Annotated in this window: 12 protein-coding genes; 3 read left to right on the plus strand and 9 right to left on the minus strand. The window is 74.1% G+C overall.

Features of this window, described 5'->3' with window-relative positions; all coding sequences use genetic code 11:
* The first annotated feature begins 18 nt into the window (after positions 1-18).
* Positions 19-753 (plus strand): SIR2 family NAD-dependent protein deacylase, encoded by a 735-nt coding sequence (locus tag ACIRQH_RS33940; RefSeq protein ID WP_404228621.1) that lies wholly within the window; start codon positions 19-21, stop codon positions 751-753.
* A gap of 16 nt (positions 754-769) precedes the next feature.
* Here ACIRQH_RS33940 and ACIRQH_RS33945 read toward each other — a convergent pair whose 3' ends face one another.
* The 4 genes from ACIRQH_RS33945 to ACIRQH_RS33960 all read right to left on the minus strand — a co-directional run bounded on the left by ACIRQH_RS33945 (position 770) and on the right by ACIRQH_RS33960 (position 5,507).
* Positions 770-1,252 (minus strand): methylated-DNA--[protein]-cysteine S-methyltransferase, encoded by a 483-nt coding sequence (locus ACIRQH_RS33945; RefSeq protein ID WP_404228624.1) that lies wholly within the window; start codon positions 1,250-1,252, stop codon positions 770-772.
* A gap of 62 nt (positions 1,253-1,314) precedes the next feature.
* Complete coding sequence (locus ACIRQH_RS33950; protein ID WP_404228683.1) at positions 1,315-2,802, minus strand: AlkA N-terminal domain-containing protein; 1,488 nt, start codon at positions 2,800-2,802, stop codon at positions 1,315-1,317.
* 141 nt (positions 2,803-2,943) lie between these two features.
* Positions 2,944-4,002 carry a lysylphosphatidylglycerol synthase domain-containing protein gene (locus tag ACIRQH_RS33955; RefSeq protein ID WP_404228627.1) on the minus strand — a complete coding sequence of 353 codons (1,059 nt, stop codon included), beginning with the start codon at positions 4,000-4,002 and terminating at the stop codon, positions 2,944-2,946.
* Complete coding sequence (locus ACIRQH_RS33960; protein ID WP_404228630.1) at positions 3,999-5,507, minus strand: hypothetical protein; 1,509 nt, start codon at positions 5,505-5,507, stop codon at positions 3,999-4,001. Before ACIRQH_RS33960 ends, ACIRQH_RS33955 begins: the two co-directional genes overlap by 4 nt.
* Before the next feature lie 235 nt (positions 5,508-5,742).
* Here ACIRQH_RS33960 and ACIRQH_RS33965 point away from each other — a divergent pair, with 235 nt between their 5' ends.
* A complete protein-coding gene (locus tag ACIRQH_RS33965) occupies positions 5,743-6,144 on the plus strand; it encodes a BlaI/MecI/CopY family transcriptional regulator (RefSeq protein ID WP_358821466.1) in 402 nt (133 codons plus the stop codon).
* Between the two features lie 54 nt (positions 6,145-6,198).
* Positions 6,199-7,176, plus strand: a complete 978-nt coding sequence (locus tag ACIRQH_RS33970; protein ID WP_404228633.1) for an endonuclease/exonuclease/phosphatase family protein — start codon at positions 6,199-6,201, stop codon at positions 7,174-7,176.
* Between the two features lie 55 nt (positions 7,177-7,231).
* Here ACIRQH_RS33970 and ACIRQH_RS33975 read toward each other — a convergent pair whose 3' ends face one another.
* The 5 genes from ACIRQH_RS33975 to ACIRQH_RS33995 all read right to left on the minus strand — a co-directional run bounded on the left by ACIRQH_RS33975 (position 7,232) and on the right by ACIRQH_RS33995 (position 12,882).
* Positions 7,232-7,738, minus strand: a complete 507-nt coding sequence (locus ACIRQH_RS33975) for an O-acetyl-ADP-ribose deacetylase (RefSeq protein WP_388876587.1) — start codon at positions 7,736-7,738, stop codon at positions 7,232-7,234.
* Positions 7,735-9,144: a phytoene desaturase family protein gene (locus ACIRQH_RS33980; RefSeq protein ID WP_388876590.1), complete on the minus strand. Its 1,410-nt coding sequence runs from the start codon at positions 9,142-9,144 to the stop codon at positions 7,735-7,737. Before ACIRQH_RS33980 ends, ACIRQH_RS33975 begins: the two co-directional genes overlap by 4 nt.
* A 190-nt stretch (positions 9,145-9,334) precedes the next feature.
* Complete coding sequence (locus ACIRQH_RS33985; RefSeq protein ID WP_388876593.1) at positions 9,335-10,201, minus strand: inositol monophosphatase family protein; 867 nt, start codon at positions 10,199-10,201, stop codon at positions 9,335-9,337.
* Between the two features lie 87 nt (positions 10,202-10,288).
* Positions 10,289-12,109, minus strand: a complete 1,821-nt coding sequence (locus ACIRQH_RS33990; RefSeq protein WP_404228637.1) for a gamma-glutamyltransferase family protein — start codon at positions 12,107-12,109, stop codon at positions 10,289-10,291.
* A 92-nt stretch (positions 12,110-12,201) separates the two neighbouring features.
* The gene (locus ACIRQH_RS33995; RefSeq protein ID WP_404228640.1) at positions 12,202-12,882 is read right to left on the minus strand and encodes a DUF4232 domain-containing protein; all 681 of its coding nucleotides are present in this window, start codon (positions 12,880-12,882) and stop codon (positions 12,202-12,204) included.
* Positions 12,883-12,938: the final 56 nt, after the last annotated feature.

Below are 12,938 nucleotides of genomic sequence, written 5' to 3' on the forward strand. Positions count from 1 at the left end.
CGCCCTACCCTCGACGGCATGACCAGGCCCCTCGTCGCCGTCCTCAGTGGCGCAGGTATCTCCACCGACTCCGGCATCCCCGACTACCGCGGCCCGAACGGGCTCTGGCGGCAGGACCCCGAGGCCGAGAAGCTCGTGACGTACGAGTACTACATGGGTGATCCGGAGATCCGGCGGCGGGCCTGGCTGATGCGGCGGGAGAGCGGGGCCCTCCGGGCGGAGCCCAACGGCGCGCACCGGGCGGTGGCCGAGCTGGAGAGGTCCGGTGTGCCCGTGCGGGTGATCACGCAGAACGTCGACGGCCTGCACCAGCTCGCCGGCATGCCCGCCCGCAAGGTCCTCGAACTGCACGGCACGGCACGGGCCGTGGTGTGCACCGCGTGTCATGAGCGGACGCCGATGGAGGACGCTCTCGCCCGCGTCGACGCCGGCGAGGACGATCCCGCGTGCCTGACCTGCGGCGGGATCCTCAAGCCGGCGACCGTGCTGTTCGGTGAACGGCTCGACCCGGTCGTCCTCGGCCAGGCCGCCGCCATCGCCAAGGCCTGCCAGGTGTTCATCGCCGTCGGCAGCAGCCTCCAGGTCCAGCCCGCCGCCGGGCTCGCGGGCGTGGCCGCCGACCACGGGGCCCGGCTCGTCGTCGTCAACGCCGAGGCCACCCCGTACGACGAAATCGCCGACGAGGTCGTACGGGAGCCGATCGGCACAGCGCTGCCGGACCTGCTGCGTGCGCTGGGCTCCGAAGACGGCTAGGGGGCGGGAGGGGCGGTCAGAACAGGGCCGCTCCGCTTTCGAAGTCCAGCAGACGCTGCTTGCGGTCGAGGCCGCCGCCGTAGCCCGTGAGGCCGCCGTTCGCGCCGACGACGCGGTGGCAGGGCACGATGATGCCGACCGGGTTCTTGCCGTTGGCGAGGCCGACCGCGCGGGAGGCGCCCACGTTGCCCAGGAGGTGGGCGAGTTCGCCGTACGAGCGGGTCTCGCCGTAGTGGATCTGCCGCAGCCTGTCCCACACGCTGCGCTGGAACGGTGTTCCCTCCAGCCGCAGTTCGACCGTGAACTCCTTCAGCTCGCCCGCGAAGTAGGCGCCGAGCTGTTCCGTCACGTCGCCGAAGAGGGTGTCGTCGCGCTCGCCGAAGGTCTCCTCCTGGGGGCGGTGACGCTGGCCGACCATGTAGAGGCCGCACAGGACACCGTCGTCGGCGACGAGGGTGAGGGGCCCGTAGGGGCTGTCGATGACCATGTGCTGTTTCACCGGGGGTCCTTGATACGTGGTTGGTCGTGGTGTCGCGTACCGCGCGGCGGGCGGGGTCGGGATCACGCGGGGAGGACGTTGATCGGGTGACTGGCGGTGGCCCACAGGTACTGGACCGCGTACGCCCGCCAGGGACGCCAGGCCGCGGCCCGCGCGGTGAGGGCCGCGGGCGTGGACGGGAGACCCAACTCCCGTGCCGCGTAACGGATTCCGAGGTCGGTGGGGAGGAAGGCGTCCGGGTCACCGAGGGCCCGCATCGCGATCACGTCGACGGTCCAGGGGCCGAATCCGGGCAGCGCCAGCAGCCGGGCCCTGGCCTCCTCCCAGTCGCTCTCCACCCCCAAGTGCAGCCGCCCTTCGGCGAGTTCGGTCACCAGGGTGGTGAAGGTGGTACGACGGGTCCGGGGCATCGCGAGCGACTCGGGATCGAGCGCTGCGAGCGCTGCCGGTGTGGGGAAGAGATGAGTGAGGCCGCCCTCCGGGTCGTCGACCGGTTCACCGTGCGCGACCACCAGCCGGGCCGCGTGCGTCCGTGCGGCGGCCGTGGAGACCTGCTGCCCCAGCACGGCCCGTACGGCGAACTCGGCCTCGTCGACGGTGCGCGGGACCCGGCGGCCGGGTGCCTTGTCGACCAGGGGCGCGAGCAGCGGGTCCGTGCGCAGCTGGTCGTCGACGGCGACCGGGTCCGCGTCCAGGTCGAGCAAGCGGCGGCAGCGGCTGATCGCGACGGGCAGGTCACGCAGGTCGCTGAGGCTGAGCCGGCACGCGATGTGGTCCGGCGTCGGCGTCAGACCGACGATCCCGTGCCCGTACGGCAACCGCAGGGTCCGCCGGTACGCGCCGTCACGCCACTCCTCCACCCCGGGTACGGCGGTGGCGGCGAGGTGCCCGAAGAGGTTGTCCGGATGCAGCGGGGCGCGGAACGGGAGCCGGAGGTTCAGGACGCCCGGGGTGTGCGCGACTCCCGCGGCGGCTCCGCTCCGCTTCTTGGGCAGGCGGGCCCGCAGCTCGCTCGGTGACAGCGCGAAGACCTCGCGGACGGTGTCGTTGAAGGTGCGGATCGAGGAGAAACCGGCGGCGAAGGCGATCTCGGCCATCGGCAGCGGCGTCGTCTCGATGAGCAGCCGCGCGGTCTGCGCGCGCTGCGCCCGGGCGAGCGAGAGGGGGCCCGCGCCCAGCTCGGCGAGCAGTTGCCGCTCGATCTGCCGGGTGCTGTAGCCGAGGCGGGTGGCGAGGCCGGGCACGCCTTCGCGGTCGACGATCCCGTCGCCGATGAGCCGCATCGCGCGGGCCACCAGGTCGGCGCGGTGGTTCCACTCGGGCGAGCCGGGGCTGGTGTCCGGGCGGCACCGCTTGCAGGCCCGGAACCCGGCCTGCTGGCAGGCGGCCGCGCTCGGGAAGAACGTCATGTTCTGCGGCTTCGGCGGCACGACCGGGCAGCTGGGCCGGCAGTAGATCCTCGTGGTGGTGACGGCCGTGAAGAACCATCCGTCGAAGCGCGCGTCCTTCGACTGGACGGCACGCAGACAGCGCTCCGTATCGGTGTGCATTGCGTTCTGCATGTCTCAAGCATCGGTCACCCGGCAGGGTCGGGCTGGCGGGAATCCGACATCTGCCTCGCCCGGCCTGCACCCCGGCCCGCCCCCTCGCACACCCGTTCCCGGACGGCGCGGGCTCTGGCGTCGTACGGGTCACAGGACGCGGCGCCGGACCAGTACCCCCAGGGTCATCAGCCCCGGGACGAGGGGAAGCCAGCTGGTCAGGAGCCGGTAGCCGAGCACCGTGGACGCCGCCGCGCTGCCGGGTGCGCCCGCGAGAGTGAGGGCGAGCGCGAGGGCGGCGTCGAGGGAGCCGATGACGCCGGGGATGGGCAGCAGGACGGCGGCGCTGCTCGCGGCGAGGAAGGCGAGCGCGACGCGCGCGGGCGGCAGGGGCAGGCCGACGGCCTGGGTGACGGCGACGACGACGGCGGAGTGCAGGGCGGCCGAGCCGAGGGAGCCGCCCCACAGGGCGGCTGCCCGCGCGGGCACCTCATGGACGGCGCGCACGTCGAGCAGGACGCTGCGCAGGGCACGCCGCAGTGGTCCGGCCAGGAGCACCGCGGCGACGGCGGCCACCACGACGGCCGCCGCACAGGCCGTCACCGTCCACGCGGTCGCCGGCGCCCGGGGGACGCGCACCAGGCCGGGGCAGGCCAGGGCGAGAGCGGCGATCAGACAGCCCCGACCGACGGCTCCGGCGCCCGCCTTGACGGCGAGCGCGGTCGCGGCCTGGGGGACGGGCAGTCCGCACCGGGTCAGGAAGCGCAGGTTGACGGCGCTCGCGCCGAGCCCGGAGGGCAGGACATGGTTCGCGGAGGCCGCCGCGAACTGCACCGCGACCAGCCGCCCGGCGGGTAACGGCACGGTGGTGGCGCCCTGTTGGGCGAGTGCGGAGGAGGCCCAGGTCGCGCCGGCCGCGGCGGTCGCGACGAGCAGCCAGCCGCGGTCGGCGTCCGCGAGCCGGGCGGCTCCGGAGGCGACCAGGGGCCAGTGGCGGTGGGCGAGGTAGGCCGCGCAGACCAGCACGACCAGCGAGAACCCGGCATGCCAGGTGATCCGTCCCCGCAGCCGGCGCGCCGGTCCCGGCACCGCCGTTGACGGCTGCCCGCCCGGCACGGCCGCCCGCCGGTGGACGGCCGGCCGTCGTCCGTCGACCGTGTCGTCCCCGCGCGACGGGGACGGCTTCGCCGTTCCGGGCGGGACGGTCATGGTGCCCGGCTCCCGGTCAGGGGTGACACGTAGACGTTCAGGTTGCCGGCGCGGTGCGGGGTCCAGTCGCGGGCGTACGCGGGCGGCCGGCTCCCCGGTTTGGTGACCACGGCGAACGGCAGGGAGCGGGTGGCCCGTGCGAGAGCCCGTTCGGTGGCGTTGGCGTTGTGCCCGGCGGCCGCGAGGGCGGAGCAGCGGGCGTAGAAGGCGACGGGGATGGCCTGGCGGCCGGTCACCCGGCAGGGCGGGCGCACACCGAGCCGGTGGAGTTCCGCCGCCGTCGCGGCCCAGCCCCGGTGTGCGTCGGTGGTGCGCCGCACGGTGGTCTGCAGGACCGCGAACTGGACGGCCAGGTGGGCGGCGAGGCCGAGGGCCACGAGCGTCACGGTGACCGGACGCCAGGATCTGCCGGGGGCGGTGACGAGGTGGACGACGGCATCGGCGACGGGGATCGCGAGGAGGGCGTAGGCGGGGAGCAGGAAGCGCGGCGCGGCGTAGCCGATCATGAAGAGGTACGGCAGCGCGGCGGTCGCCGCGCAGGCCACGAGCAGCACGGTGGCCGCCGGGCGGCGGGCGCGGACGGCGATCACGAGGGCGAGGGCGGCGGCGAGCGGCAGGGCGAACCACCACAGCGTCGTCGTGGGGGTGGGCAGGGGGCCGGTGCAGGGCCGGCACAGGGCCCGGCCGCCGAGGCTGCGGGCCTGGTCGAGGACCGCGATGTTCCAGCCGAGGCCGCCCTGGATGCGGGAGGCGTCGTCGAGCCGTTGTCCCAGACCTCCATAGGAGGCGTACGCCTCGGCGATCCACTCGATGCCCCCGGCCAGCAGGCCGGCGACGAGGGCCGCGAGGGGCCGCGGGCTTCGCCACCGGGGAACGGCCACGGCGGCGGCGAGGAGCGGCAGGGTCGCCCAGACCGCGTCGGTGGGCCGCATCAGCGTCATCAGCGCGGCGCTCAGCGCGAGCCCCCACAGGGCGGCCCGGTCGGTGCGGTCCGCGGTCGCGCGCAGGAAGCAGCCGGTGCAGGCCAGGGCGCCGACCGCGACCCAGTAGTTGGGCATGGCCTGCGGGCCGTAGAAGAGGGTCACCCACAGCGTCGCGAACAGGGCGCCCGCCACGGCGAGCACCCGTGCCGGGAACAGCCCGCGCCAGACGCGCAGCGCCACGAACAGCGCGAGTCCCGACAGGGCGGCGAGGTACACGCGCAGCAGTACGGTCGACGACGACCACGCGGCGATCGGCGCCACGAGGACGGAGACGCCGCGGGCGCGCGGGGCGCTGAAGAAGGCCGCCGGGGCGTGCCCGGAGACCTGGCTGACATACACCGTCTCGTCCCAGCCGAGGCCCATCGACGGTGTCACCAGGGCGAGTTGGGCGAGGGTGAAGCAGACCGCGACGATGGCGAGGAGGCCTGTTCCCCCGGGGTGGCGGAGCGTTCGGACGGCGGGGGTGGTGGTCGGTCCGTTGCGCCGGACACCGAGCAGCGGGACGTTGGGGGTCTTGAGCATCGTCCTCCCTTCAGCCCTACAAACCGTAGGGTCGGGCCGCTCCGCGCTCCATCCGGGCAAGGTAAGAGTCGGGGAAATATGCGACAAGCTACCTCGCACCGACACAAGACGCCGGGCGGGACGGGCAACCGGGCTAGCGTCGCGCCGGGACACGACACAGGGCCGCCCCGGCGCGGCACCGCCCCCTCATCAGAGGGCCGTTCCGGGCGCCCCTACGCGCTGTAAGGTGAGGGGCATGGCTGGGACAGGCCCCGACCGAAGGGCGCAGCGGCGCAGCGCGGGCATGCTGGAGAGCGAAGTGCTCGCCGCCCTGTGGGCCACCGAGGACGCGCTCACGCCCGCCGAGATCCAGGCGGAGATCGCGGGCGGTCTCGCCTACAACACGGTGCACACCATCCTCAAGCGTCTGTACGACAAGGGTCTGGTGCTGCGTGACGTGGACGGGCGGCGCGGCGCGTACCGGCCCGCCAAGGACGCCGCCGAGCTGACCGCCGCGGCCATGCGCGAGGCCCTCGACCGCGGGCCCGACCCGATCGCCGCCCTCCAGCGCTTCGTGACGGGGCTCAGCCGTCAGGAGGAGGAGGCACTGCGCGACCTCCTCCGGGGCGACGGACATCCCGGGCCGACGAACGCGTGACCGTCCGCGGGATCGGCCCACCTCTCCCGCCGCCCGCCCGATACGGTCGCGTCCATGACAGCCTCCGAGGCGGATCCCCGCAGCCGGGCGCATGCCGGCCGGGTGCGGTTCGCGACGTTCAACGTGCTGCACGGCCGGCCGATGCGCGACGGGCGGCCTGTCGCCTTCCCCGCCGGGTGCGGCCCCGAGACGCCGCTCGTCCGGGCCGTCGCCTCCCTGGACGCGGACGTGCTGGCCCTTCAGGAACTGGACCGTCTCCAGGAACGATCGGGCCGGGTGGACCAGGCGCGGGCCGCCGCCGTGGGGGCCGAGGCACCGTACTGGCGCTACGCGTCCGCCTTCCCCGCCGGGGCGGCGTCTACCGACCGGCGGGCGCCTGAACCCGACGAGCCGGGGCTACGGGTGTACGGCCCCCGCGAGGCCGAGGCCCAGGCCGAGGCCGGGACAGGGGCGAGCGACGGCGTTCCCTCGCACGGCATCGCACTGCTGTCCCGGCTGCCCGTACGGCAGTGGAGAGCGCGCCGGCTGGCACCGGCGCCGGTACCCATGCCGCTGCGGACACCGGGACGGCGCGGACTCACCCTGTCGTGGGACCAGCCACGGGCCGCGCTGGCCGCCGTACTGGAGGGCAGGCACGGCCCGTTCACCGTGGTGGCGCTGCATCTGTCGTTCGTCCCCGGCTGGAATGTCCGCCAGCTGCTCGAAGTCCGCGCCTGGATGGCCGACCTGCCTGGCCCCCAGGTACTGCTCGGCGACCTCAACCTGACCGGCGCCCTCCCGGGGGCCGTCCTCAACTCCCCCGCGCGGAAGGGCCGCACGGGACTCCGCCGGACGCGCGACGGCGACACCGCCCAGCTGTCACGCCGCTGGCACGACCTGGCCCGCACGCCGACCTATCCGGCGCACCGCCCCCTCGTCCAGTTCGACCACGTCCTCGCCACCGGGCTCGCGGCGGACGCGGCCACCGGCGCGGACACCCCGCCGACCGACGTCTCCGACCACCGGCCACTGGTGGTCGAACTGCCCCTGTGACCGGGACCCGACGGCCCTCTCGCGCCGACCGGCTCCGAGCCCGGGGCCCGCTGCCTCAGATCCGCGCCCTGAACGCCTCGTAGGCCGGCTCGTCGAACAGCACGAAACGGACCTCCTCGACGTCGGTCCTCGCGGCTCGCACCGTCTCCACCGCGATACGGGCCGCGTCGTCCATCGGCCAGCCGTAGATACCCGCGGAGACGGCGGGGAAGGCGACCGTACGGGCGCCCAGTTCGTCGGCGACCCGCAGCGACTCCCGATAGCAGGAAGCCAGCAGCTCCGAGCGGTCCTCGTCCCGGGCGTAGCGCGGGCCGACGGTGTGGATCACCCAGCGCGCGTCCAGTTCGCCCGCGGTGGTGGCGACCGCCCGGCCGGTGGCAAGTCCCTTGCCGTAGTGGCCGGCGCGGAGCCTGCGGCAGTCGGCGAGGATGGCGGGGCCGCCCCGCCGGTGGATCGCCCCGTCGACACCTCCGCCGCCGAGCAGCGAGGAGTTCGCCGCGTTGACGACGGCGTCGGCGCTCTGCCGGGTGATGTCACCCCGCACCAGCGTGATCGTGGTCATGCCTGCCTCAGCCTCCTCCACACGGCCTTCGCCGCGTTGTGCCCCGACATGCCGTGCACCCCGGGCCCCGGCGGGGTGGCCGAGGAGCAGAGGAACACGGCGGGATGCGGAGTGCGGTAGGGGAACGCGGACAGCCTGGGCCGCAGCAGCAGTTGGAGCCCGGAGGCGGCACCACAGGCGATGTCACCACCCACATAGTTGGCGTCGCGGGCCGCGAGCTCGGGCGGTCCGGCCGTCGCGCGGGCCAGGACCCGGTCACGGAAGCCGGGCGCGAACCGCTCCAGCTGCCGCTCGATCGCGTCGGTGAGGTCACCGGTCCAGCCGTTCGGAACGTGACCGTACGCCCAGAACACCTGCTTGCCCTCGGGAGCCCGGGAAGGGTCCACGACACTCGGCTGCACGGTGATCAGGAAAGGCGCGTCCGGTGCCCGGCCCTCACGCGAAGCCGCCCGCAGCGCCGTCCCGATCTCCGCCCTGCTCGCCCCCACCTGCACCGTGCCGGCCGCCCGGGCCTCCTCGGCGGTCCACGGCACCGGCCCGTCCAACGCGTAGTCCACCTTGAAGACGCCCGCCCCGTACCGGTAACCCTCGTAGTAACGCCCGAACCCGGCGATACGGGCCAGCGCCGTGGGCGAGGTGTCGAAGACGTACGCGCGCGCGGGCGGCAGATCGTCCAGCCGCTTGACCTCGTAGTCCGTGTGGACGGTACCGCCGAGGTCCTTCAGATAGGCGGTGAGCGCGTCCGAAATCGACTGGGACCCACCGCGCGCCACGGGCCAGCCCCGGGCGTGCGCGGCCAGCGCGAAGACCAGACCCACGGCGCCCGTGCCGATCCCCCCGAGCGGAGCGATGACATGCGCCACCAGACCCGCGAACAGGGCCTGGGCCCGCTCGTCACGGAAGCGGCGCATCAGCCACGTCGACGGCGGCAGCCCGGCCAGCCCGAAGCGGGCGAGCGTGACGGGGTCACGGGGCAGCGAGGTCAGCGGAAGCGACATGAAGTCGTGCGCCAGGGTGTCCCACTTCGACAGGAACGGCGTCACGAGCCTGCGGTACGCGCCGGCGTCACGCGGCCCCAACGACGCGGCCGTCTCGGCCACCGACCGCGCGAGCACCGCCGCCGAACCGTCGAGGAAGGGATGCGCCATGGGCAGCTCCGCGTGCAGCCACTCCAGGCCGTACCGCTCCAGCGGCATCGCACGGAACGCCGGCGAGTTGATGCCCAGCGGATGTGCGGCCGAACACGGGTCGTGCCGGAAACCGGGCAGCGTCAGCTCCTCGGTGCGCGCTCCCCCGCCCACCGTGTCCCGCGCCTCGAACACGGCGACGGAGAAGCCCCGGCGGGCCAGCTCCACGGCAGCCGTCAGTCCGTTCGGCCCCGCACCCACCACGACCGCATCGAGCATCGACGGCACCTTCGGACTCCTTCGTCAGCCGATGGCCACTGAGGTTCAGGATATGCCGGTGGACTGACGCCCCTGACGGCCCGGGTCGCCGGGAGCGCACCCACGGTGAACCCCCACAGGCCGAACGCCGCCGCCCGGACGGGACCGGACCCGGCTCTCCGCGGCCACGGACCAGGGATGCGCGGGCCGCTCAGGCGCCGGCCGCCACCTGCTCGGCCCGCGGCTCCAGCAACGCCACCACCCGACGCGCCGTGGCCTCGTCGCGGGCCGCCGTGAACGGCAGCGCGTTCCCCCCGGTGACGCGGAACGGCTCGCCGTCGAGCGTCCGGTGCGTGCCGCCCGCCTCCTCGACCAGCAGCAGACCCGCCGCGTGGTCCCAGGCCGCCTCCCACGAGAACGCGGTCGCGTCCAACTCGCCTCGGGCGACGGCCAGATACTCCAGGCCCGCCGATCCGCACGGGCGCGCCACGACACCCTCCGAGCGCAGCCCGAGCAGAGCACGCTTCTGTTCGTCCGTCGTGTAGTCCGGGTGCGACATCGCGACGTCGAGATCACGGCCCGGCTCCGGCGCACCCGAACGCAGGGGCACACCGTCCAGGACGGCGCCCCTCCCCCGTATCGCGGTGGCGAACTCCTCACGCGCGGGCGCGTACGTCCACGACGCGTGCACCACGCCGTCCAGCACCAGCGCCACCAGGGTGCAGAACCCGGAGTCGCCGTGCACGAACTGCCGTGTGCCGTCGACCGGGTCGACGATCCAGACCGGCGCCGTGCCACCGATCGCCCCGTAACTGGCGGGGTCGGCGTGCACCGCCTCCTCGCCGACCACGACCGAGCCGGGCAGCAGCGCGGTCAGCGCCCCGGTCAGGAACTCCTCGGCCTTGCGGTCGGCGTCCGTCACCAGGTCGTGCGGGCCGGACTTCTGGTCGATCTCGTGCGCGGCGAGCTGCCGGAACCGGGGCATGATCTCGGCGGCGGCCGCCTGACGGATCACTTCTTCCACGTCGGACGTGCGGTGCGCGAGAAACTCGTCGATGGTTTCGATGTCTTCGATCATGGCTCCATCACAGCACGCGCCACTGACAATCCCCACCCCTCCCGGGTACTCGGGGTGGAATCACCATGAACTCCCGGTGCCGGACGATCACCGGCCGACCGCGTACCCCTGCATCCCGCGCGCGTTCGCCGCCGCCGCCAGCACACCCGTCTCCGGATCACGGGCCACCGCGCACAGCCGCCCCTCGGTCCACGCCCCGGCCACCGTCACGTCATGACCCCGCCGACGCAGCTCCTCCACCACGCCGGCCTCCATGCGCGACTCCACGGTCAGGCTGCCCGGACGCATGCCCCGCGGATAGAAGGAGCCCGGAAAACTGTCGTTGTGCCAGTTCGGGGCGTCGATCGCACCCTGCAGGTCCAGCCCGCCCCGCACCTGCGGGCGCAGCGCCACCGACAGGAAGAAGTGCGTCTGCCACTGGTCCTGCTGATCACCGCCCGGCGTACCGAACGCCATCACCGGCACCCCGTCACGCAACGCCAGCGAAGGCGTCAGCGTCGTACGCGGCCGCCGCCCCGGAACGAGCGCGTTCGGCAGCCCCTCCTCCAGCCACGCCATCTGGAGCCGCGTCCCGAGCGGGAAACCCAGCTCCGGGACCACCGGGTTGGACTGCAGCCAGCCTCCGCTCGGCGTCGCCGCGACCATGTTGCCCCACCGGTCCACGACATCCAGATGGCAGGTGTCACCCCGAGTGCCCCCGTCCGGCGCCACCTCAGGCTCCGCCGCCGCCCGCGCCACGGTCGGCTCCCCCGCACCCGGCACCCCCAGCGCGTCGAAACCGGCCTCCCCCTCGGCCGCCACGCGCGCGTGGTGGCTCATCACCGGCTCCCGGCCACCCGGACCGCCCGGCCGCAGCTCGAACGACGCCTTGTCACCGACCAGCGCCCGCCGGGCCGCGTTGTACGACTCCGACAGCAGATCGTCCAGCGGCACCCCGGCCGCGTCCCCGTACCAGGCCTCCCGGTCGGCCATCGCGAGCTTGCAGCCCTCCACGAGCAGATGCACGTACGCGGCCGAACCGTACGGCGGCAGTTCGGCCGGGAGGAGCGCCAACTGCTGCAACAGGACAGGACCCTGACTCCACGGGCCCGCCTTGCACAGCGTCCAGCCCCGCCAGTCGTACGTCACCGGATCCTCGTACGTCGCCGACCAGCCGGCCAGGTCGGTGGCCGTCAACGTGCCCACATGCCGCTCACCGCTGGTGTCCACGGTGGGCCGCCCCGCCTGCCGGACCAGCGCCCTCGCGACGAACCCGGAGCGCCACACCTCCCGCGCCGCCTCGATCTCCGCCACCCGGCCGCCCGCACCGGCGACCTCGCCCAGCAAACGCCGCCACGTCGCCGCCAGCGCCGGATTGCGGAACAGCTCGCCCGGCCGCGGCGCCCGGCCGCCCGGCAGATACACCTCCGCCGACGACGTCCACTCCGTCTCGAACAGCTCGCGCACGGTCTCCACCGTCTCACCGACACGCTCCACGGGCGCGTGGCCGTCCTCGGCGTACCCGATGGCGTACTTCAGGACGTCCGCGAGCGTCCTGGTGCCGTGGTCGCGCAGCAGCACCATCCACGCGTCGAACGCACCCGGCACCGCCGCGGCGAGCGGACCCGTCCCCGGCACGAGATCCAGACCCAGCCCCCGGTAGTGGGCGACCGTCGCCCCGGCGGGCGCCACACCCTGCCCGCACAGCACCCGCACCGGACCGCCGACGGGCGCGAGGATGATCGGAACCTCGCCCGCCGGACCGTTCAGGTGGGGTTCCACGACGTGCAGGACGAAACCGGCCGCGACCGCGGCGTCGTACGCGTTGCCACCGCCCTCCAGGACGGCCATCGCGGACTGCGAGGCGAGCCAGTGCGTGGAGGACACCATGCCGAAGGTGCCCTGGAGCGTCGGTCGGGTCGTGAACATGCCTGCCACCTCGCTGTTCGGAGCGATCAACCTCGGCTCCGACTATGACACTTGCCCGCCGCCGGGCAGCGGGGCGGGCGGCGGGGGCGCGATCAGATCGCGGGCACCCATGCCGTCACGCCCAGCGTGTTCCGCGGACCGATGTCCAGCGGGTCCGGCAGCGGCAGCGTGACAGCCCGCTGCCCCTTGCGCGGCGCCACCCGCAGATACGAGCCCTCCTCGGCCGCCATCCGCCAGTACAGACCGGCACTGGCACGCTCGCCCGGCCGCAGCGTGAACGCCTTCGGACCCGGATCCCGGGGAGCCATGGGCACCTGGTCCGTCCCCGCCACCGCGCGCACACCGGTGACCCGCACGCCCTCGGGCCCGAGGACGGCCACGACCTCCGGGTAGCCGTCCACCACGTAGGGCCGCTTCCCGCAGTTCGTGAGCGTGAGCGTCATGGCCCGCAGCCCCATCGCCGCGTCCACGGGACCCGTCCCGAACCGCAGCCCGGACGCCGGACACCCACTGCCCCGCAGCCCAGGCACCGCGCCCGACGGCGAAAGCGACGGCGACGGCACGGACGACGGGAGCTCGGGCGGCTCGATCCGCAGCGACCCCGACCCGTCGGTCGCGACCGCGCTCGCAGCCGGAAACGGAACAGCCGTACGCGCCGGGTCCCGCTCACGGTCCAGCTCGGCGGACAACCCGCACCCACTCGTGACCGTCATCACCAGACAGGCCACGACGACCGGCCGCACCCACCTGCCCCTCAGGCGTATCGCGATCATCGGCCGATCATGGCACGGGCACCCGCCGGACGGACCCGGTCCACCCCGCCACCAGC

The sequence above is a fragment of the Streptomyces sp. NPDC102279 genome (assembly GCF_044766365.1).
GTDB lineage: Bacteria > Actinomycetota > Actinomycetes > Streptomycetales > Streptomycetaceae > Streptomyces.